The 21330-nt window shown below is 65.7% G+C and carries 13 protein-coding genes; 5 read left to right on the top strand and 8 right to left on the bottom strand.

Annotated features, from left to right (window positions below):
• Nucleotides 1-73 precede the first annotated feature (73 nt).
• Both AC1D2L_RS01490 and AC1D2L_RS01485 read right to left on the bottom strand, forming a co-directional pair.
• Nucleotides 74-1192: a linear amide C-N hydrolase gene (locus AC1D2L_RS01490; RefSeq protein ID WP_476844042.1), complete on the bottom strand. Its 1119-nt coding sequence runs from the start codon at nucleotides 1190-1192 to the stop codon at nucleotides 74-76.
• A 109-nt stretch (nucleotides 1193-1301) separates the two neighbouring features.
• The gene (locus AC1D2L_RS01485) at nucleotides 1302-7409 is read right to left on the bottom strand and encodes a hypothetical protein (protein ID WP_476844041.1); all 6108 of its coding nucleotides are present in this window, start codon (nucleotides 7407-7409) and stop codon (nucleotides 1302-1304) included.
• 362 nt (nucleotides 7410-7771) lie between these two features.
• On the opposite strand from AC1D2L_RS01485, the gene AC1D2L_RS01480 reads away from it, so the two are divergent.
• Nucleotides 7772-8914: a helix-turn-helix transcriptional regulator gene (locus tag AC1D2L_RS01480; protein WP_476844040.1), complete on the top strand. Its 1143-nt coding sequence runs from the start codon at nucleotides 7772-7774 to the stop codon at nucleotides 8912-8914.
• Nucleotides 8915-9012: 98 nt separating this feature from the next.
• Here the strand turns inward: AC1D2L_RS01480 and AC1D2L_RS01475 are convergent, their stop codons facing one another.
• The 5 genes from AC1D2L_RS01475 to AC1D2L_RS01455 form a co-directional block, all read right to left on the bottom strand.
• Nucleotides 9013-9489, bottom strand: a complete 477-nt coding sequence (locus AC1D2L_RS01475) for an MgtC/SapB family protein (protein WP_476844039.1) — start codon at nucleotides 9487-9489, stop codon at nucleotides 9013-9015.
• 113 nt (nucleotides 9490-9602) lie between these two features.
• On the bottom strand, nucleotides 9603-10478 hold the full coding sequence (locus tag AC1D2L_RS01470; protein ID WP_476844038.1) for an amidohydrolase family protein: 876 nt from the start codon (nucleotides 10476-10478) through the stop codon (nucleotides 9603-9605).
• The gene (gene acnA / locus AC1D2L_RS01465; RefSeq protein ID WP_476844037.1) at nucleotides 10475-13117 is read right to left on the bottom strand and encodes an aconitate hydratase AcnA; all 2643 of its coding nucleotides are present in this window, start codon (nucleotides 13115-13117) and stop codon (nucleotides 10475-10477) included. Before acnA ends, AC1D2L_RS01470 begins: the two co-directional genes overlap by 4 nt.
• Nucleotides 13118-13224: 107 nt before the next feature.
• Nucleotides 13225-13887, bottom strand: a complete 663-nt coding sequence (locus AC1D2L_RS01460) for an arylsulfatase (RefSeq protein ID WP_476844036.1) — start codon at nucleotides 13885-13887, stop codon at nucleotides 13225-13227.
• Between the two features lie 150 nt (nucleotides 13888-14037).
• A complete protein-coding gene (locus AC1D2L_RS01455; RefSeq protein WP_476844035.1) occupies nucleotides 14038-15048 on the bottom strand; it encodes a GntR family transcriptional regulator in 1011 nt (336 codons plus the stop codon).
• A gap of 40 nt (nucleotides 15049-15088) precedes the next feature.
• Here AC1D2L_RS01455 and AC1D2L_RS01450 point away from each other — a divergent pair, with 40 nt between their 5' ends.
• Complete coding sequence (locus AC1D2L_RS01450) at nucleotides 15089-16165, top strand: isocitrate/isopropylmalate dehydrogenase family protein (RefSeq protein ID WP_476844034.1); 1077 nt, start codon at nucleotides 15089-15091, stop codon at nucleotides 16163-16165.
• Nucleotides 16166-16192: 27 nt separating this feature from the next.
• Here AC1D2L_RS01450 and AC1D2L_RS01445 read toward each other — a convergent pair whose 3' ends face one another.
• Nucleotides 16193-17074: a LysR substrate-binding domain-containing protein gene (locus AC1D2L_RS01445; protein WP_476844033.1), complete on the bottom strand. Its 882-nt coding sequence runs from the start codon at nucleotides 17072-17074 to the stop codon at nucleotides 16193-16195.
• A 138-nt stretch (nucleotides 17075-17212) separates the two neighbouring features.
• Between AC1D2L_RS01445 and AC1D2L_RS01440 the strand changes: the two genes are divergently transcribed.
• From AC1D2L_RS01440 to AC1D2L_RS01430, 3 genes are all read left to right on the top strand, one after another.
• The gene (locus tag AC1D2L_RS01440; RefSeq protein WP_476844032.1) at nucleotides 17213-18244 is read left to right on the top strand and encodes a putative 2-aminoethylphosphonate ABC transporter substrate-binding protein; all 1032 of its coding nucleotides are present in this window, start codon (nucleotides 17213-17215) and stop codon (nucleotides 18242-18244) included.
• Nucleotides 18245-18332: 88 nt separating this feature from the next.
• A complete protein-coding gene (locus AC1D2L_RS01435) occupies nucleotides 18333-20048 on the top strand; it encodes a putative 2-aminoethylphosphonate ABC transporter permease subunit (RefSeq protein ID WP_476844031.1) in 1716 nt (571 codons plus the stop codon).
• Nucleotides 20049-20068: 20 nt separating this feature from the next.
• Entirely contained in the window at nucleotides 20069-21328 is a 1260-nt protein-coding gene (locus tag AC1D2L_RS01430; RefSeq protein ID WP_476844030.1) for an NAD(P)/FAD-dependent oxidoreductase, read from the top strand.
• The last annotated feature ends 2 nt before the right edge of the window (nucleotides 21329-21330 follow it).

Here is a 21330-nt window from a genome sequence, read left to right as displayed (position 1 = left end):
CGGTCGCGCCGGTGCGGTGGGCTCGATGGAAGCCTACCGCCCGCCGGAGACCGGAAGGCGGTCGATGGGCGCATCAGCGCTTGGGGAAGGCCAGGGCCGGCGGTGTCATGGCGGCCGTCAGCGGGGCGCTGACCGGCGCCTTTGCGTCGAGGTCGAAGGTCCGGAGGTCGATCGCGCGCAGGACCGGATCCTCATAGCTCTTCACGTAATAGGTGCGGTTGGCGATGTCGGCGACGGTCGACCACTGCGTGTATTCGAGCGGCTCGCTGCCCTGGCTCTTGTCGCGCACCCAGCCCTTGGGGATATCGAAATTGTTGATGATGTGCTCGGCCAGGCGCACGCTCTCGGGCCCGGACGGCTTCTTCTCGATCGACTGGGTGTAGCCGAGGGCGCGCAGGAAGCGCGAGGGCGGCGTCGGGTCGCCGGGAATGCCGAGCATGCCCGAACCCTGGCCAAGCGGTGCGAAGGTTGCCGCCCCGAGCTTGAGCGGATCCGCGTTGACCGGCGAGAGCTTGATGTAGTTGCGCAGATTGGTGAGGTGCCAGTCGAAGGAGGGCGAGTTCGTCATCACGCCCACCGGGTTGTCATAGACCTTGAGCTTGCCGTCGACGGGCTCGATCACCAGCGAGGCGCCGGTCGCATCATGCAGAGTGTAGTGGACCGGCGGCGTGATCTTCATCGTCTCCTCGATAATGCCGACGATCGAGATGTCCCCCAGCGCGGCCTTGACCTCGGCCACAGTGGCAAAGCTGGTCAGCGCCCAGGTCAGGACCTCCCAGGGCGCCAGCGACTTGGCCGGGTCCGATTGGGCGGCATCGGCATAGCCGGCGAAGCCCGGGAAATAGAGGATGCCGCCGACAAGGCCTTTCTCGTTGATGCCGTCCACCAGGGCCGACGCGCCCATCGCATTCATGCCTACCGCGGCATATTTCGAGGTCCAGCCCATGGTGGGCGTCGCCCCGGTCCCGGCGGGCGCGATCTTGTAGTTGCGCGGGATGACCAGGACCTGCGACTCCATCGGGAAGCCGAACTCCATCGTCCGGGCGTAGACGGCGCTGTTGTCGGTCGTGGGGATCACGAAGCTGGTGCAGGCCTGTGCGGCCGGTACGGCGGCAAGTGAAGCCGCTAGTGCGGTAGCGATGATCCTGCGGTTCCAGCGCGCGAGTATATGAGAAGCGATGGTCTTCGGCATTTTATAGTACTTTCCAGAGATAGCTGCGACCGTGAGATCGTGGAGAGGTTGAGTTCTGCGCGAGGGCACTTCGCTCAGACGATGAGCCCAGATGCGGCAGCGCATGCGCTCAGAAGCGGTGGGACAGGCTGGCGGTTGCGCCGTGCTTCGTCGCCTCCTTCCCGAACTCGCCATCGTACTGGAGGCGCATGTCGAGCGCTCCGTCCTGATAGAGCTGGATGCCCGCGCTCACGCGCCCGGCGACCCGGTCGAGCGGGGACTGCAGCGCAAAGCCTTCGCCGGCGATCGCGCTGCTGAAATTGCCGAATCCGCGCCAGTTGGCGTTGGAGCGCAGGCTGACGCCGGCTGAGAGGAAGCTGCGCAGGATGCGGCCGTCCGAGAGTTCGTCGCGCCTGCCGACCTCCAGTGCAGGCGTCAGGATGGCGGTGAAGTAGCGGCTGCCGGAGATCGTCAGGCCGAGCCCGCCGAGTTCCCTCTCGGTGAAGGCGCTGCTGCGGGCTTGAACCAGGTCCAGGTTCAGATAGGGCCGCAGATAGAGATTGTCGGCCTCGAGCGTGTAGGCCGCTCGGGCCCGGATGCCTGCGCTGTAGAAGGTGCTGTCTGCATCTGCCACCGCCGCATAGCCCGGTGCCACGATCCTCCGCTTGAGGTCGTAGTCGCCATAGCTGCCGAAGATCGCGCCTGTCAGCAGCAGGGGACCGCTCTGGTACTTCAGGGTCACGGCGCCCTGGACGCTCGAGCCCTGGCCCGAGACGCCGTCGCGGCTGCTGAACGCGTCAGCCTGATAGGCGAGAGAGCCGCCGAGCAGCAGCCCGGGACGGATTTCGCTCTGCCCGCCCAGTTGCCACGCCGCTGCCTCCATGGTCGACCTGCCGCGATCGGCATCGCCCCTGAGCGAGGCGCGCTGTCCGCGCGTGGTGACGTAAAGGCAGGAGCCCTCGACCAGCATAGCCTGCTGGCCGTTCGCCTCGCTGCCGAACATCGGGCAGCTCATCGAGGCGTCGGCGATGCGCGAGGCATCCGCCGCGGTGCGGGCGAACAGCGTCGACATGCTGCGTGGCGAGAGCTGGGACAGGGACCGGCTGAACTGCCCGCGATCGGTGCCCGCGCTGGCGTCGAGCGCGGCGAAGAGCGGGCCGAGGCCGACATTGCTCGTGGCGAAGACATGCTCCAGCGCCTTCAGGACGGCGCTGTGGTGTTGGGTAAGGCCAAAGCGGGCCCGGTCGAAATGCGTGCCTGTGATGGCGACGTCATATTGGCCGGGGGTCTCGCGCAGCGTGTAGGAGAACAGCGCGCTGTCGGAGGTGGTGAGCGAGCCCGAGACGCTGCCGTTCACCGTCAGCGCCGGCAGGAAGATGTTGGGCAGCGCGCTGGCGAGGTTTGGCCGGATAGCGCCGTCCAGCACGGCGTTGCCGGTCACGACATAGGCGCCGCTGCGCAGGTTGCTGTAGTCGAGATGCGGCGCGATGTGGCCGTCTGCCGTCTGGACCAGATGGCCGGCAACGTAGGACGTCTCGCCCGGCGTTGCGGCCAGCCTCCCGTCATTGGTGAAATGCCCGATGGCATCCGATGACGAGGTCGAGACCGGCTTGGTACCGCCAAATGTTCCGCCGTTCAGGATGGCCGATCCCGTCACAGTGCCGTGGTTCACGACGTTGACGACGGAGCCGTCCACCGCCTTGATCGCGACGCCCGACTTCGCCTCCACCGAGCCGCCTTTGGCTATGGTCACGCTGTTGGTGGTGCTGTTGTCCTTGAAGAGGACATCGCCGCCTGAGACGACGATGCCCGCGCCCTGCGGCCCGCTGCCGCCGTTGATCTTGCCGTTGCCCTCGACCGAGATCACCACCGGGCTTGCCGTGAACCAGTTCGAGCTGCTGCCATTGCCCATGCTCTGGGCGAAGACGCCGATGCTGTTGCGGCCGGAGCTCGCCACGCTGCCCTGTACGGTGACGTTGACTGAGCCGCCGCTTCCGGAATCGAAGCCGGTGCTGCCGGCAAAGACGTCGCCGAAATTGGCAAAGAATCCGCCGCCGCTCCCGATGCTCTGGGCAAGAATGCCATAGGCGCCGGCGCCCGTGGTGGTGATGTCGGCGGCGCTTACGACGGTCACAGCACCGCCATTGCCGCTGGCCTGGGGCGTCTTGCCGTGCCAGGCCGAGGTGAGGGTCGGCACCTGGGACTCGGCATAGTTTGCAGCGTAGCCACCGCCCGAGCCGACGCTCTGGGCGACGATGCCGTGGGCGCCGACGCCCTGCGTGGAAATGGAGCCGTGCGGGTTCAGGAGCTGAACGTTGACAGAGCCGCCGTGGCCGGATTGTCCGGTCGAACCGAAACCGTCCATCTTCAGAAACACACCCGGGACCACGGACGCAAAGCCGCCGCCCGCCCCAACGCTCTGCGCGAAGACGCCGACCGCGCCGGAGCCGCTGGTCGCGATCGAGGGCGTGCTGGTTTCGTCGAGATTCAAGGTGACGTTGCCGCCATTGGCCTGCCCGACGGTGCCGCCGCCGCCGACGGATATGAAGCCCGCGCCCATCACGAGATTGACGGTGTTGTCGGAGTCCCCCTTCGCCATCGAGGAGATCCCGGCGCCGAAGACGCCGCCGCCGCCGCCAACCGACTGGAGCATGATCGCGTGCGCCGAGGCGCCATACGTCGTTATGGACGGGTTGCCAGCCACGCTGTTGGAAACGGATACGTCCCCGCCTTCGATGAAGCTTGGACCTGCACCGTTGGCCAGGTCGACCCGCTGGTACGCTGCTGCGCCCAGCCCGGCCGACGTATACGGGTCCGAGGTCCCGTCGATCGCAATGCCGCCGCCGCCGCCCACGCTCTGGGCCAGGATGCCGAACGACTGGAACCCGCTGTTGGAGCCCGCCCCCGGCGCAGGTGTCTTGTTGCCGGTCTGGATCGATCCACCGTTCAGGAAAACGCCTACGGTGCCTCCAGAGCCCCAGTTTCCGCCCTGCTGAAGCGTCGCGTCCTTCGCCGAGTATCCCAGGTACATCGTGGTGTTGGCGATGTAGTGCGCCAGATACTGGGTCAGCGCCGTGTTGTCCTGATAGCCGGCAATCGCGGTGCCGGCCCGGCCGCCACCGCCGCCGATGCTTTGGGCGATGATGCCCGCCGAATAATCACCGAGCGTGCTGATCTGCCCGTCATTCGTGACGGTCGCTGAGCCGCCGTCGCCGGAGGAGCCGGAGGCGCCGCCAACATTGACGGTGGTGCTCGCATTCACCGAAATGACTGGAAGCGCTTCGCCCAGAAGCGCCGTGGCCGACGTGCTCTGCGCACTGCTGGGCGACAGCGGCGCCGCCGCGGAGCCGACATTGCCGCCGCCGCCGCCCACCGACTGAACCACCATGGCAGGCGCATCGACGCCCGTCGTGCTGATCGAGCCGGAGTTGGTGGCGCTGGCATCCCCGCCCGATCCGCCCGCACCGCCTTGTCCGCCGAGGGTCAGCGTCGTGTTGTAGGCGTTCACGCTGAGGGGAATGTTCGGTTTGTTGGCGAGCGCCTCGACCCAGGCCTCGAGCCCGGAGAAATTCAGGCTGCCGCCGGAACCGACTCCGCCGCCGCCGCCGATCGATTGCACGACCAGGGCTTCCGCTCCCTGGCCCGTGGTGTTGATGGCACCAGTTGCTGAGAGCGTGGCGCTCGCCGTCCCGCCGGCGCCGCCCGAGCCGCCTGTGGCTCCGACGGTCTTGGCGTGTGTGAGACTGGTGTTGACAGCCCAGTTCTTCACGAGCGCGTTGCCGGTCCCGGAATTGCCGCCGCCACCGCCGATCGACTGGACGAGTGCGCCGATCGCCTCTTCCCCAGAGGTCGCTATCGATGAGGACGCCGCTGTGCCGGCACTGTCACCGAGAACCAGGCTGGCGGATCCGCCGACCCCGCCCGATCCGCCGGCGCCACCTGTGGCCGAGGTCACGTTGATGGCGTTGTCGGAGGGGGCGTATTGGGTCGTGTAGCCGGTCGGTATGCCGTAGCCGATCGTCGCGGCGAGCGTCGAACTGTCGCCACCCGTGCCGCCGCCGCCGCCGATCGACTGGACGATCGCGCCCAGGCTGCCGTCACCTGAGGTCGAAATGGTCGTGCCGCCGACAACCGTGGCCGTCGCCGTCCCGCCGTGGCCACCCGAACCGCCTGAACCACCCGTGCCGAATGCGCCGCTGAAGGTGACATTTGGGATTGGCGCTTCACCCGTCGGGACCGCGACTGCAAAGGATGCCGCCGAGCCCGCGCCGCCATGGCCGCCGCCGCCGCCAATCGACTGCGCCACGATGCCAAAAGCATCGGCTGCCGGCATTCCAGCCGATGACAGCCCGCCGCCGGTGACGATGCTGCTGTTGGTCACGGTCAGGGACGATGTGCCGGCGTCGCCGCCATTGCCGCCGGAGCCGCCGACAGCGACGGCGACGTCCACCAGCGCGCCGCCCGAGAGCGTGTAGGCGCCGCCGCCGCTGCCGCCGCCGCCGCCGATCGACTGGGTCAGCAGGCCGATGGAGGCGGTGCCTCGGGCCTGCAGGGACAGGTTCGTCGCATTGATGCTGGCAATTCCACCAGCGCCGCCTGTGCCGGCGCCCCCGCCAACGGCAGTGGCGACATTCGCCCCTGCCGCGGTGGCTATGCCGCCCATGCCGCCGCCGCCGCCGATCGACTGCGCCACAGCGCCGTGAGCAAGCTGGTTGGCCGTCGTTACGGTGCCACCGAGATTGATCCCGACCTGGCCGCCATTGCCGCCGGCCGCGCCGGAGCCGCCATTGACGCTGATCATGCCGCCGGCGTCACCACCCATGCCGCCGCCGCCGCCGAGCGACTGTGCGATCAGGGCGTGGGAATTGGCTCCACCGGTCTGAACCGAGCCTGTGCTGTTGATGACGACTGTTCCGCCATCAGAACTTGCAGTGGCCGAACCGCCGTCCGAGTAAAAAAGACCCGCGGCGCTTCCGCCGATGCCGCCGGCGCCGGACAGGGATTGCGCGAGAATGCCGGGCGCATAGTCGCCCCCCGTGGTGATGGCGCCGACATGCGTGACCCAGATCGGGCCTGCCGCCCCACCGGCTCCGGCCGCGCCGCCATCGCCGCCGAACGATGATTGAATAGACCCACCTGCGCCGCCCTGGCCGGTCAATGTCTGGGCGAGTACGCCCATGGCGCCCGTGCCGGTCGTCCTGATGACCCCGACCGTGCTCAGGGCGATGGAGCTTGTGCTCTGCGTGCCGGTGGCCCCGCCATTGCCGCCATTTCCGCCTGGACCGGTTACCGCGGCGCCGGCGGCACTGGTGCCATCTCCGCCATTGCCGCTGACGCTGCGCGCGACAACGCCGACCGCGTTCGCTCCCGTGGTCGAGACCGTCGTGCCGCCGCCCATGTAAACGGTGATTTCTCCGGCATCGCCACCATGGCGGCCGTCGGATTGCTGGCCGCCAGCCTGGATGAAGTTCGTGCCATTGCTGCCCGAATTGCCGGCGACAGAACTCGCCAGCACGCCAAAGGCATTCGCACCTGATGTGGCTATGAGGCCGGACGCGTTCGTGAAGTCGACGTTCACGGTTCCCGCAGAGCCGCCATAGCCGCCAGGGAAGCCCACGCCGGAGCCCTGGGACCCTGCAAAGCCGCCGCTGCCCCCGAGCGACATGGCCTGGACGCCGACCGCGTTGTCGCCCGTCGTCGTGACATTGACGAGACCAGTCGCCTTGATGGCGATGGCCCCGCCCGCTCCGCCATTTCCGCCCCCGACGCCATCATCGCCCATCTCCGGTGTGCCGTTGGCGCCGTTGCCGCCATTGCTTGCGGCCGACACGCCCGGGGCATTGCCGGTGGAGATCGTGACGCCTATCGAGCTCCCCGTGAGGCCAACCGTGACGCCCGATGGCGAACCGCCATCGCTGCCGGTGTTCTGCGCTCCAGCTGAGCCCGTTTCGCTTCCGCCGGCTGTGGAGGACAGCGTCTGGTCTCCATAGTTGAGAGTGACCGGATCGCTTGCCGACACCGATGCGGCGACGGATCGCGTCAGCGCCAGGGGTGCGACGGGCTGCGGATAAGAATAGGGCAGGGTGCTCGATGTCGCCGCCAGGCCGTAAGCATAAAAACCGCTCGACCACGCGCTGTTCTGCGAATCAGGGCTCCGGGCAATCGCGTTGCTCGCGCCGAAACCGGGAACTGCAGTAAAAAAGAAGGAGATGATCAAGGGCTTGGAAATCAGATGCACTAGTAGCTCCTCGTTGCGCGGGCGCATCTCATCGCGACGGCAATATAGAAAGGGACTGTCTGACTGGGGGGCGTCTCTCGCCGAGGGGACCGCGACGCCCGAGGAGCCGCAATGCTCACTCCAGGCGTGGTTGCAGCGTGGCTATACGCAGTTCGATCTGAAACTCGGCCACACTGGTCATCCGTCTTCCCCGCGTCGGTGCCGTCGATCGGCGCTGCCCGCACCATCGGGTTACGCTCGATTTCGGAGCGTTGTCCAGAAACCGTCATGTCCGCGAAGGGCTCGCGGGTGTTTGCCGGACCTGAATTGCAATGGAGACTAGGGTCCCAAGTTCGCCTACGCTTAACCCTTGGGGGTTAGTCATGCTCGATAAGGGAGAATCGAGCTGCGAGGGACTTGATAGCGTGGTGAAATCCTTTGAGAAAACGGAAGAATTAATTGAATTAATCTATGCAGTTCTGCTTGGCGAGGCGTCTTGGCAGCAGTTTCTTGATATGCTTGTTGTGGGGGTGCCGCATGGGAGGGCGGTGATGGTGATGCATGGCATCATGAATCCCGACGAGGGTTACGTCCCCCTTCAAGCGGGCTTCGAGGATAAAGCCATCGAGACATACAACGCCCACTTCGCGTCCTTGAATGTCTGGCAGCCGCCATTGACGAGGCAAAGATCTGGGATCGGGTTTATTGATGAGGAGTTGCTCCCGCCGAGCGATCTCGTCACAAGTGAATTCTTCAACGACTATTTGATCCCCAACGAAATCCGCGCGATGGCCTGTGCCAAGATTGGCGATGACGATCGTCACTCGTTCTCGATCGCCACGCTGAGCGATCACGCCGACAGCAAGCTCAAGAAGGTCATGGCGGACCGCCTCACAGCTCTCGGCCCTCATCTCAGGCGCGCCTTCGACTACTACAGGAAGCAGCCTTCCAATCGGGCCGCGACCGAAATAGGGGCGGCGCTGTTCGACACGATCGACATCGGACTGGCCGTCATCGGCGATGGCGCCAGCCTCAAGACGATCTCCGCCGCAGGCCAGGCGATGCTGGCCGGGGATTCGCCCGCTCGGATTTCTCCCCTCGGCCGCTTCGGCTTCCGGGACGCGAGCCACCAGGCCACGCTGAACCTCATGCTGGAACGCAAATACGAGGGGCCCAAGGTCACCAGCCTGTTCTCGCACGGCACCAAGCTGACCCTTATCCGCGTGAGCAAGGATCGCATCTCGCTGTATTTCGAGGGCCCGACGGTGATCGTGCTGATGGAGCGGCTGGGCCATGGCGCGACGGCGTTCGATCCGCAACTCGTGGCGCTCGTCTACGGGCTGACCAAGGCCGAAACGCGCGCCGTTTCCGGAATCGTCGCCGGCAAATCGGTCGACCAGATCGCACAGGAAGCATCGCTCTCGCGTGAGACGATCCGGGTCCAGATGAAGAGCCTCTACGCAAAAACCGGCGCATCGAGCGAAGCCGACATTCTGCGGCTGCTTCGGTTCAACCCCGCGCACTGACGACGAGATGCGGCGGCGGGGTGAGAAGCCGGATCGGCGCCGCCGACGTCATGACTGAGTTTTCGCTGCAGGCAGCGGCTTTGCGCCTATAGATCTCGCTACTTAAAATCGTTCGGGCGAGAGGGGCTATCCGCCGGGCCGCTTTCCCTTCGTCCAGCCCATCTCTCGATCGAATGGTCGACGGCTAGCAGCAGGATCGCCAGCGCCGTCGCGGTCAGGACGATCGCCCAATCACCCCGGCCAGCCGCGCAGCCGAGCGCGGCCGTGACCCAGATTGCTGCAGCAGTGGTCAGGCCCGTCGGCGATTGCTGGGTCTTGGAGAAGGTTATCACCCCCGCGCCGAGGAAGCCGATCCCGGTAAGTACGCCCTGCACCACGCGGCTGGCTGCGTCGACCTCTCCCGCTTGCGTGAAAATGGCGGCCGCGGCCGCCGTCCCGAGACCGACCAGGCCGAAGGTGCGTATGCCGGCGCTCTTCTGCTTGAGCGTCCGTTCCCACCCGACAACGACCCCCGCAGCCATGCCGCCCAACAGCCGCAGGATCAGGTCGATCTCATCCCAGAATGACGTGTCCATTGCGGTTCAACGATCGACGCCCTGATCGGTTCAACGCAGGCCGGAGACGCCGCACAGCCGCGCTAGGCGAAAGCTTCCGGCGGCGTTTCGAACACCGTCATTGCGCCACCTCATCATCGCACCCGCTCATCCTGGAAATCGTAGAGAGCCGCAGGATTGTCTACGAAGACGGCCTTCCGCCGGTCGATGTCGGGAATTGCTTTCATCACGGAGGCGAGAGCCGCGGTGTCATCAACTGTCGCGAACGGCTCGATCCCATCGCGGGATCGCATGCCGCGTCCACCGCCGGTGTGAGGCCAGTCCGACCCCCACACGAGCGCAGCCGGGTTCGCATCCACAAGTGCCTGGATGAACGGGTGGGCCCGTTCCAGGCTGCCATGCCCGGCAAGCCGCGCGATGGCCGAGATCTTGATGGTCGCGTTACCGGAGCGAGCGAGGTGAAGCACCGACGCAAAGCCAGGTTGCTCCGGCCCCAGGGCCATGTCGGGCAGGCCGAAATGGTCGATCACAAGGCGGGTTTCGAGGTCGAGCAGGCGAGTGGCCAGCGCCTCGATCACGGCAGGCCGGGCCAGGACCTGGACATGCCAGCCAAGCCGCGCCACCTGCCGGGCATGGGATTGGATCATCTGCCAGGCCTGCTCGGGATCGTTCATGCTGGCAGTGGCAACGTTGACGCGGACGCCGCGGACACCCTCCTCGTGCAAGCGATCCAGCGTTTCGCCCGGCGTGGCGAGATCGACGACCGCGATCCCGCGGGCTGCTGCGCCCAGCTGTCGGAGGCCGGCCACCATGCGGCTGTTGTCGGTCCCGTAAGGGCTCGGCTGTACCAGGACCACGCGCGCAATTCCGAGCTGCCCATGCAGCGCCTCCAGCCCGCTCTCATCGGCGTCGCCCGGCGTGTAGGCTCGCTCCGGCGCGAAGGGATACTTCTCCGAGGATCCGAAGAGATGGACGTGAGTATCGCAGCTTCCGCTCGGCAGCATCCTCATGCGGCACCTCTTTTCGGGGTCTCGGGGGCCCCCACAAGCCTGCTCAGGACATGGGGGATGATGCCGCCGGCCTTGAGGAGTTCGATCTCGAGCGACGTTTCGATGGCCGCCGTCAGCTGGAGCATCTCGGGCTCTCCCTGTTCCCGCAGGATCGCGACGCTCACCGCGCAGCGGGGGCTCAGCCTGCCAAAATCCCAGTCGAGCTCGAAGCGATCGCCGGCGGAGATACGCAGGTGGGCGGGGTCCACGCCCAGGGGCAGCAGGAGAGGGAGGATTCCCATGCCTATCAGGTTGGAGCGATGGATCCTCTCCATGCTGACCGCGAGGACTGCCCGCACGCCGAGGAGAGCCACGGCCTTCGCGGCCCAGTCGCGCGACGACCCCATGCCGTAGCGCTCGCCTGCGACGATGACGAGCGGTATCGCCTCGCGCGCGTACCGGGTGGCCGCGTCTGAGAGCGGCATGATCTCGCCCGTCGGCATGTGGCGGGTCAAACCTGCCGGCGAGCCCGGCAACAGCTGGTTCAGCGCCAGCCGGTTGGTGAATGCACCCCGCACCATGACCTCGAAATTGCCCCGGCGCGACGCGAACACGTTGAGGTCCTCGGGGTCGCCGCCCTCGGCGATGATATACTGCCCGGCCTGGCTCTGGCCGCGGATCTGGTTGGCCGGCGAGATATGGTCGGTCGTGATGTCGTCGCCGAGCACCAGCAGCGGGCGTGCCGGCCCCAACGGCCGCGGCAGTCCAGCGGCGCGCACGAACGGCGGCCGGCGCAAATAGGTCGAGCCGGCATCCCACGGAAATCGCGGCCCTGACGGCGCTTCGAGATCGAGCCAGAGGGGGCGGGCTGCCGCCTCCCCATAGGCGGCGTCATAGTCGCGACTGTCGGTCCCAAGCGCGAGCGCTTCATCGATCTCGGCACCGCTTGGCCAGAGCTGCGCGAGACGGACAGACACTCCGTCGGGGCCGGTACCGATCATGTCGCGGGTGATGTCGATATCGACCGTGCCCGCCAAGGCAAACGCGACGACGAGCGGGGGCGACATCAGGAATCCGTATTCCAGGTCGGGATGGACGCGGCCGGGAAAATTCCGATTGCCCGACAAGGCAGCCACGGGACGAAAGCCCGTCCGGCCGAGCGCCCGTTGAACGTCTGGCAGCAACGCCCCGGAATTGCCGATGCAGGTCGTGCAGCCGTAGCCGACGATGCTGAAACCGACGGCCTCGAGGTCGTCCAGCAGTCCGGCACGGCGAAGCATCCGCTCTGCCGTGGGCGAGCCCGGCGCCAGCGATGTCTTGACCCATGATGGCGGCTTCAGGCCGAGGGCGACGGCTTTGCGTGCCACCAGCCCTGCCGCCACGATCAGGCGCGGATCCGAGGTGTTGGTGCAACTCGTGATCGCCGCTATTACGACCGCGCCGTCGGGAATCTGTCCCTCCACGGCGGCCTGGGAACCCGGGGTGAAGGCTGCGGCCGTCGCGCCTGCCGGCAGGCGATCCTGAGGCCTTTGCGGTCCCGCCACGCTGGTTTCGATCTGGTCCAGCGCGATATCGAGCGTCCGGGTGAACTTCGGTTCCGCCTCGGGTTCGAACCAGAGCCCGGCCGCAGATCCATAGCTTCGGATCAGTTGCAGCTGGGTCTCGCTCCGGCCGAGGCCGCGAAGATAGGTGCAGGCGGCCTCGTCGATCGGGAAATAGCCGGTGGAGGCTCCATATTCGGGGGCCATGTTGGCCACCGCTGCTCGCTCGCCAACTGTCAGCGTCGAGACACCGCGCCCGAAGAACTCGACGAAGGAGCCCGACACTCCGAGCCTGCGGAGGCGCTCCGTCACGGTCAGGGCGAGATCGGTAGCCGTGGCGCCTTCGCGTAGCCGTCCGGTCAGGCGCACGCCGACGACATCGGGTATGCGCAGGATCACGGGAACGCCGAACAGCGCGCCTTCGGCCTCGAGCCCCCCGACGCCCCACCCGAGCACACCCAGCCCGTTGATCATCGGCGTGTGGCTGTCTGTGCCCAGGAGCGTGTCGGGATAGGCGAGCAGGCTGTCACCGTCCCCGTCCGTGACCACGACGCTGGACAGTCGCTCGAGGTTGATCGTGTGCATGATGCCCGAGCCGGGCGGGTGCACGCGGATCCCGGGCATGGTGAGCGAAGCCCATTTCATCAAGCGATAACGCTCGGCATTGCGCTCGAACTCCTTCGCCAGGTTGAGCTCGAGCGCGTCGCTGCGCGCGTGGTAGTCGACGCCTGACGAATGATCCGTCGACACGTCCACGCCGATCCGCGGCATCAGGAGATCCGGATCGCGGCCGTTCTCCGCCAGCACGTCGCGCATCGCGGCGATGTCGACCAGTGCCGGCCCGCAGGTGGTGTCGTGCATCATCAGGCGGTTAGGAAGGAACGGGGTTTCCTCAAGGCTCGATCCGGCCTCCAGCCAGGCCCGGAACGCCGGAACGAGACGCTCCTCGTCGGCGCCCGAATTTCTCAAGGCGTTCTCCAGCAGGATGCGGAGCACATGCGGGAGGCGGGCGAGGTCCGGCCCGAGAATGCGCCGGAGGTCGACGAGGCGGTAGGATTTCCCGTCGACCTCGAGCGTACGCTGCGGGACGGTGAGTGTAGCGGCTGGATCTGCGATCATCGTCAATCTGGTCTGAAGCCTGCCTTGGCGAGGATAGTTGCCCACTGGTCGACCGCCTTTTCGACAAGCGATTGCATGGTGGAGCCGCCGCGCTGTTCCGATCGCGATCAGACGTCGATCAGGCGTCGAACCTTTCGGACGGCGGCCTCGGGTGACGTCAGCACGGGCAGGGCGGTTGCCTCGCGGCACGCCTTGAGCGCGCGTGACGTGGAGAACTGCGCAAGCATCAGCGCATCGACCTCTGCGAACGATGCCGCCTGTTGCGCGACGAGAGCATTGTGAGTGGCGGCATCGCCCGAACGAAGCGCGCTCATTGCGTCGCTTGCCAGGCGTGTCGAGAGCGTTGCGCCGGGCCGGGTGCGGCGGGCTTCCTCGTCGAATTCTGCCTCCATCGTCGCAATCGATGGGGCGAAGGTGGCGATCATGCCGATCCGGCTGCCATATCCGAGCGCCTCCTCGAACATGGCTTCGTTTGGCTTCAGGACGGGAACCGACACGGCGCGACCGGCCGCTTCGATCGAGGTGCCGAATGCCGAGCAGGTGAACAGGATCGCCCTGGCGCCGAGCGTGCAGGCATATTCGGCGAGACTGATGATGCGCCGATCGATCGCGGGGGAGATTTCGACGCTTTTGGCCCTGTCGACCGACAGGGAATCATCGAGGATGCTCACGGGCTCGGCGGCAGGCCAGAGCTCCTTGAACGCCTGGAGGATCGGGTCGATCGCGACCGGCGTCGCATGGATGAGGGCGATACGCGGGCCATCGCTCATCGTTCCGGTACGCTCCGCGTGAGCATCGCAATCCTCTGGATCAAATTCGTAAGGGGTGAACGCTAATCCGCAATAATGGCTTTGGCAATATATAAAACCAAAATCGAAACTGGCGTTGCGTGCCCGTTACAGGGCTCGGAAGGCCCCCTTTCAGCCCTTAGGATGCACGACGGGTGACTTCACTGCGAGTGCGCCGCTGAGGTGGCGGCGCATGAAATGCGCGGCCTCCAGATTGTCGCCGCGCTCGAGCAGATCGAGTATCGCGAGGTGTTCGGTGCTCTGGGTGATGATCCGCTCGGGGTTCACCTTGAGCCGATACTCGACGAGACGGCGGAGCTGGTTCGCGCGCTCGAGAGCGAACAGGAACATCGGGTTCTCCGACATTTTGATCAACTCCTCGTGGAAAGCCGCTCCGGCGCTGGTCATGGCTTCGGGAGAGAAACCGGAGAGCTGACCCGCTGCCAGACGCTCTTGCGTCCGGCGAAGGGTGGATGCTGTCGCCTTGTCGAAGCGGAACGTCGGCTCCAGGATCGCGGCCGGCTCGATGGTCGCCCTGAAGCGATAGATCTGCTCGAACGCCTCGGATGTTTTCGCAACCGAGCGCAGGCGCCAGCCATAGCCAGGTTTTGGCTCGGCCCAGCCCTCGCGGGCTGCCCGCGCGAGCAGGTCATGGGTCTGGGTTCGCGTCAGTCCGTATCGGTCGCGGACCGCTTGCTCCGTCAGTTCCCCCTCGATCCGATCTTGCAGCCAGTCCTCCGCGAACGTGAAGTAGGGGTCGCTGTCTTCGGCCCGCGCCGCGAGGGCCGGAATTGCCGTCGTGTCGGTACCGGAGCGCACGAAGAAGCCGCGGTTAGGGCGCCTTTCGATGACCCCGTCGTTTGAAAGCGCGCCCAGTGCCTCGCGCACGGGCGAGCGCGAAACCTTGTAATGCCCCGCCAGCGCCTCCGTTGCGAGGCGAGCGCCGGGGGGCAGGTCTCCCGAGTTGATCCGGGTGACGATGTCGCCGGCGATACGCAGTGCGAGCGGGCTGGTAGACATTTTGGGTCTCATGGTCTCGGCGGGCTTCGGAAGCGAGGGATACCACCGCCGGCCCTGAGCCTTGGCAAGGAAGCGCTCTTGACCCTGATTTGGCTTTATATGATCTAATAACCAGAATTTCAAATGGCTTTGGCCCTGCTGCCGGGACCTCGGGAGACACGTCATGAAATTGCTTGTCCTGCCTTGCGATGGCATTGGCCCCGAGATCGTCGCGGCCTCAATCGAGGTCCTCGAGGCCGCCAGTAGCCGGTTCGGTCTCGATCTCTCCTTCGACTATGACGATGTCGGGTTCGTCAGCCTGGAAAAGCATGGCACGACGCTGCGGGACAGCGTCCTGGACAGGGCGAGGCAGGACTATGACGGGATCATTCTCGGAACGCAGTCCCATGCGGACTATCCGGCGCCCGAGAAGGGGGGACGGAACGTCTCGGCAGGGTTTCGCATCGGCCTCGACCTCTATGCGAATGTTCGCCCCGCCCGCACGCGGCCCTTCATCCCCTCGAACATGAAGCCCGGCAAGACCATGGATCTCGTGATCATGCGAGAGGCGACGGAGGGGTTCTATCCGGACCGGAACATGCATCTGGGCTGGGCCGAGCTGATGCCCTCGCCGGACATGGCGATTTCGCTGCGAAAGATCACCGCTCACTGCTCCAACCGCATTGCGCGCCGGGCCTTCGAACTGGCCATGAAGCGCCGCAGGAAGGTCACGGCGGTTCACAAGGTCAACAGCTTCCATCAGACGGACGGGTTGTTCCTTCGTGAAGTCAGGAAGGTCGCTGCGGAATTCCCGGAGGTGGTTCTGGATGATCTGCTGATCGATGCCTCGACCGCACATCTTGTCCGCAATCCCGAGCGCTTCGACGTGATCTGCGCAACGAATTTCTACGGCGACATCATCTCCGACCTCGCCAGCGAGCTGTCGGGCAGCCTCGGCCTGGCCGGCTCGATGATGGCGAGCGATACGCATTGCTGCGCCCAGGCGCAGCACGGATCGGCGCCGGACCTTCAAAAGCTCGACAAGGCGAACCCCGTGTCGATGATCCTGTCCTGTGGCATGCTGCTCCACTGGATCGGCGAGAACCGCGGACTCCCGAAGTTCGAGGCCGCGTTCAGCGCCATCGATTCAGCGATCGACACCGTGCTGACGGACCCTGCGTCCCGGACGCAGGATCTGGGCGGAAAAGTCGGGACCAGGAAGTTCGGCTCGCTGGTTGCCGAGGTGCTCGGCCGGGCGTGAAACGACCCGGAGCAGCGGGCGCGGGCTTCACAAAACCGGCTGGCTGAAGGTTCGGGCGACCCTGAAGAATTCACGGATGGTGCGCGTATGCATCCGACTTTTCAGGCAGGCGACGAATTCCGTGATCTTCAGGTCGGGGTCGTCGATCGCCATGGTCACGAACCGGTCGTCGCCACTGGGAAACTCGAGTTCGCTCATCACCGAGATGCCCATGCCGAGGGCGACAGCCTCGCGGCTGGCCTCGCGGCTGTCCATCTCGATAATGTGTGCCGGGACCACGCCGGCGCGATCGAGAGCCTTCATCAGCAGGCGTCGCGTCAGCGACGTTGGCTCGCGGATGATCAAGCGCTCCGCGCGGAAATCGCTGAGCTCCATCAAGGGCTTCACGGCCAGCTTGTGGTCGCGCGGCACGAAGGCGACGAGCGTGTATCGCGTCAGCGGCTCGAGATGCAGCTGCGCATGCGCCAGGCCTTCGGTTGCGACCAATGCGACGTCTGTCTCGTAGTTCAGGAGATCGTGCGCGACCTTTTTTGCATTGCCGCTGCTCAGCGTCACATTGATCCCGGGGTGCAGGTCCATGAACTGCTTGAGGATCGGCAGGACATGCTTGGGACCATCCGCGCCGATCTTCAGGCGGCCCGCCCGCAGCTTCTGGCTCTGGCTCAGCAGGCCGTCGATATCCTCATGCTGGCGGAAGAGCTCGCGGCATTGGGCCAGCAGGGCCTCGCCGATATCGGTCGGGACCATGTCCCTCCCACGACGATCCAGCAACCGCACATCATAGGCTTCCTCAAGCGCCTTCACCTGGCTCGACAGCGTCGATTGTGTGACGTTCAGCACCTGCGCGGCCCGTGTGAAGCTGCGCTCGCTTGCGACGGCATGGAAGGCGCGGAGGTAGAGATGGTTCATGACCGCTCTGTCTTCGATTCTATCAATAATCAAGTTTGATACTATAGATTGGACAGATAGTTTGTGCTTTGCAACCTTCGTCGTCAGCCCGCCGGCCGTCAGGTCGAGCGGGAGAGGCAAAAATGAGGGGACAGGGCGATGGATAAGAAGTGGTTCAGTGGACTCGTTTGCGGTGCGTCGCTGGCGCTAGCCGCCTCGGTCGTAGGCGCGAACGCCCAGACGCAGCTCTCGGTCTACACCGCATATGAGAGCGACGATCTCGCGCCCTACAAGAAGGCGTTCGAGACCAAGCATCCCGACATCAAGATCAACTGGATCCGCGATTCCACCGGCGTCGTGGCCGCCAAGCTGCTTGCCGAGAAGGAAAATCCGCGCGCCGACGTCGTCTGGGGTCTCGCGGTAACCAATGTCGACTATCTGAAGTCGCAGGGCGTGCTCGAGAACTACATGCCCGAGAACGCCAAGAAGATCGATCCGAAGTTCAAGGACCCGGTCGCGCCGGCGGCCTGGTTCGGAAACTCCGGCTGGACCTCGGCGATGATCTACAACACCGTCGAGGGCAAGAAGAAGGGCATTCCACAGCCCACCACCTGGCTGGACCTCGCCGATCCCAAGTACAAGAACCAGATTGTGATGCCGCACCCGGCATCTTCCGGCACCGGCTTCATGTTCGTCTCGGCCTGGATTCAGACCTACGGCGAGGAGAAGGCCTGGGCCTTCATGGACAAGCTCCATGAGAACATCAGCCGCTACACCCATTCGGGCAGTGCGCCGGCCGTGCTCGCCGGCCGTGGCGAGAGCGTCGTCGGCATGGCCTTCGAGCTGCGCGGCTCACGCCTCCAGGAGGAGGGCGCTCCGATCGAGATCGTGATGCCGAAGGAAGCGCTGGGCTGGGAGCTCAACGTCTTCTCCGTCATCAAGGGCGCCAAGAACCAGCAGGCCGCCAAGGTCCTCGCGGAGTGGGCCGCGTCCGAGGACGCCATGAAGATCTACGGCCAGACCCGCTCCATGGTGGCGATGCCGCAGTTCGCGGCGAAGCTCCCCGGCGTCCCTGCCGACCTGACCGAGCGCGTGATGAAGCAGGACTTCGCCTGGGCCTCCCAGAACCGTGACCGCATCCTGAAGGAGTGGGAGAAGCGGTACGGCGGCAAGGCCGAGCCGAAGAAATAAGGCCTCTCCTTCGAGACGCACAGGGCGTCGGCCGGGCCTCATAGAGCGGCCGGCGCCCCTTCAAACCCCAGGCGGACCAGGCGATCCAATGGCGATTATTGACGGGCTCAACGCGCCGACCGGCGGAGCTGTGCCGCTGAAGACCAGGCTAGGGGGACGGTTCCAGGGGGCATCGCTCATCCTGGCCGGCCTGATCGTCTTCCTGCTGGCTTTCTCGGTGCTGCCGCTCATCGGAATCTTCTTGAAGAGCCTGCAAGCGTCGTCGGGCGACTATGTCGGCCTCCAGAACTACCGGCAGTATTTCACCGAGAACGCAGCCGGGCCCGTCATCCTGAACACGCTGACCATCGCCGTGATCAGCACGGTCGCCACCGTCGGTCTCGCCTATCTCTACGCTCTGTGCCTCTCGCATAGTTGCATGCGGTTCAAGGGCTTCTTCCGCAGCGCGGCGCTGCTGCCCCTACTGACACCCTCCCTGCTCTCGGCCATGGCGCTGACGCAGCTCTTCGGGACCAAAGGCTATCTCAACGACGTGATGATGGGATACTCGATCTACGGGCCCATCGGCATCGTCATCGGCATGACGATCGCGCATTTCCCGCACACCTTCCTGATCATCAGCACGGCCATCGCGCTCTCGGACAACCGGCTCTACGAGGCGGCGACCGCGCTCAAGGCCGGCCGGCTCAAGACCTTCCTGGCGGTCACGCTTCCGGGCACGAAATACGGCCTGGTCAGCGCGATCATCGTCTCCTTCACGCTCTGCGTCACCGATTTCGGCATCCCGAAGGTGATCGGCGGGCAGTACCCGATGCTGGCGACCGAGATCTACAAGCAGGTCATCGGCCAGCAGAACTTCCAGATCGGCGCCGTGGTCAGCATCCTGATGCTCGCCCCCGCGGTCGCGGCCTTCATCATCGACAGGCGCGTGCGTCGTCGTCAGTCAGCGGCACTCACCGCCAAGTCGGTGCCCTTCGTGCCGAAACCGCAGACACTGCGCGACTGGCTGGCGCTGAGCTTCTGCCTCGTCATCGCGCTCGTCATCATCGGCATGATCGCGATCCCGGCCTATGCCTCCTTCATCCGGTTCTGGCCGTACAACATGAGCTTCACGCTGCGGAACTACGAGTTCCATCGCTTTGGCGGCGGCGGCTGGGAGAGCTATTTCAACTCGCTGCGGCTGGCGGTTCTGGTGGCGAGCTGCGGCACGGTCCTTGTCTTCAGCGGCGCCTATCTCGCGGAGAAGTCGCGAGCCCCGAAGTGGCTGCGCGACGGCTACCAGTCGGCGGCGTTGCTGCCGCTGGCGGTGCCGGGGCTCGTGCTCGGCCTGGCGACGCTCATCTACATCAACAGCCCGTCGAACCCGCTGCAGTTCCTCTATGGCACGATGACGCTCCTCGTCATCACCACCATCATCCACTACTACACGGTCAGCCATTTCACCGCGGTCACCGCGCTGCGCCAGCTCGACGGCGAGTTCGAGATGGTCTCGGATTCGCTGAAGGCGCCGCGCTCCAAGATCCTGATGAACGTGACGCTGCCGCTCTGCGTGCCGGCGCTGCTCGACATCTGGATCTACCTGTTCCTCAGCGCGATGAACACGGTCTCGGCCGCCGTCTTCCTCTACAGCCACAACACCTCGCTGGCCGCCATCACCATCATCAACATGGACGATGCCGGCGAATACGCGCCTGCGGCGGCCATGGCGGTGGTGATCGTCGCCACCTGCATCCTCGCCCGCATGATCCATCTCGCAGTCAGCAGGGTCATCGCCCGGCGAACCCAGAAATGGCGCGCGGCCTGAGGCCGGAGTCAGGATTCACAATGTCCAAGTCCCAGATCCAGACGGCGCCGATCGTCGTCATCGGTGCAGGTATCGTCGGCGCCTGCGCCGCGGTGAGCCTGCTGCGCGACGGTCACCGCGTCGTGATCGTCGACCAGGAGGGCCCGGCGGCGGGCGCCTCCTTCGGCAATGCCGGCGCGATCAGCCCCGGCAGTTGCGTGCCGCTGGCATCGCCCGGCATCCTGAAGGACGTGCCGAAATGGCTGCTCGACAAGGATGGCCCGCTCGTCGTCCGCACGAACTACATGCTGCAGGCGATGCCCTGGCTGCTGCGCTTCCTCGCATCGAGCAAGCCGGAGCGCTTCGAGCAGATCTGCGACGGGCTGTTCGCGCTGCATTCCGTGACGCATGCCTGCTACGCGCCGATCCTCGAATTCGCGAACGCGACCCATCTCATCCAGAAGTCCGGCGCCATCACGGTCTATGAATCGGAAGCCGGCTTCGCCAAGGCGCGCGCCGGCTGGGAGGCGCGCGGGCGGCGCGGCATCCAGTACCAGTTCCTCGACACCGACGATGTGCAGATCCTGGTGCCGGCACTTGGCCGGCGCATCCCACACGCCGTCCTCCAGGCGGACCATGGCTATGTCGTGGACCCCAAAAAACTGGTCGAGGCGCTGGTCGAGGCGGCCTGCACACAGGGCGCCACCTTCCAGCGCGGCAAGGTCGTGGGGATCGAGGACGGCGCGGGCTCCCTGCGGGTCAGGCTGGAGTCGCAGCATGAGATCATGGCGAGCCAGGTCGTGGTCGCTGCCGGCGTTTCCTCAAAGCCGCTGGCGCGGATGCTCGGATTGTCGCTGCCGCTGGAGCGCCAGCGCGGTTACCATCTGCATCTGCCGACGCCCGGCATCAGCCTGCCGTTGCCCGTCTCCTTCGCGGCCGGGAAGTTCTACGCGACACCGATGGAGAGCGGCATCCGGCTTGCCGGCACGGTCGAATTCGCCCGCCCCGACGCGCCACCCGATTTCAGCCGCGCGCAGCGACTGGGGCAGATCGCCTCGCGCTGGCTCGACGGCGTGCAGCTCGAAGGGGCGACGCAGTGGATGGGCAACCGCCCCTGCATGCCCGACACCCTGCCGGTGATCGACCGGATGCAGAAGCATCCCAAGGTGATCCTCGCCTTCGGCCACGGCCATAACGGCATGACGAGCGCGTCAGCCACCGGACGGATCGTCTCCGACCTCGTGGCTGGCCGTACCCCCTTCATGAACATCGCCCCCTATCGCTCCACGCGCTTCTCCTAAGG

Source organism: Allobosea sp. P1_B10 (genome assembly GCF_056406735.1).
This window is presented reverse-complemented; position numbering and strand designations above follow the sequence as displayed.

What these genes read in the sequence shown, in the direction of transcription:
- AC1D2L_RS01490 (WP_476844042.1), bottom strand. Translation starts at nt 1,192, where the DNA reads ATGCCGAAGACCATCGCTTCTCATATACTCGCGCGCTGGAACCGCAGG.
- AC1D2L_RS01480 (WP_476844040.1), top strand. Translation starts at nt 7,772, where the DNA reads ATGCTCGATAAGGGAGAATCGAGCTGCGAGGGACTTGATAGCGTGGTG.
- AC1D2L_RS01475 (WP_476844039.1), bottom strand. Translation starts at nt 9,489, where the DNA reads ATGGACACGTCATTCTGGGATGAGATCGACCTGATCCTGCGGCTGTTG.
- AC1D2L_RS01470 (WP_476844038.1), bottom strand. Translation starts at nt 10,478, where the DNA reads ATGAGGATGCTGCCGAGCGGAAGCTGCGATACTCACGTCCATCTCTTC.
- acnA (WP_476844037.1), bottom strand. Translation starts at nt 13,117, where the DNA reads ATGATCGCAGATCCAGCCGCTACACTCACCGTCCCGCAGCGTACGCTC.
- AC1D2L_RS01460 (WP_476844036.1), bottom strand. Translation starts at nt 13,887, where the DNA reads ATGAGCGATGGCCCGCGTATCGCCCTCATCCATGCGACGCCGGTCGCG.
- AC1D2L_RS01450 (WP_476844034.1), top strand. Translation starts at nt 15,089, where the DNA reads ATGAAATTGCTTGTCCTGCCTTGCGATGGCATTGGCCCCGAGATCGTC.
- AC1D2L_RS01445 (WP_476844033.1), bottom strand. Translation starts at nt 17,074, where the DNA reads ATGAACCATCTCTACCTCCGCGCCTTCCATGCCGTCGCAAGCGAGCGC.
- AC1D2L_RS01440 (WP_476844032.1), top strand. Translation starts at nt 17,213, where the DNA reads ATGGATAAGAAGTGGTTCAGTGGACTCGTTTGCGGTGCGTCGCTGGCG.
- AC1D2L_RS01435 (WP_476844031.1), top strand. Translation starts at nt 18,333, where the DNA reads ATGGCGATTATTGACGGGCTCAACGCGCCGACCGGCGGAGCTGTGCCG.
- AC1D2L_RS01430 (WP_476844030.1), top strand. Translation starts at nt 20,069, where the DNA reads ATGTCCAAGTCCCAGATCCAGACGGCGCCGATCGTCGTCATCGGTGCA.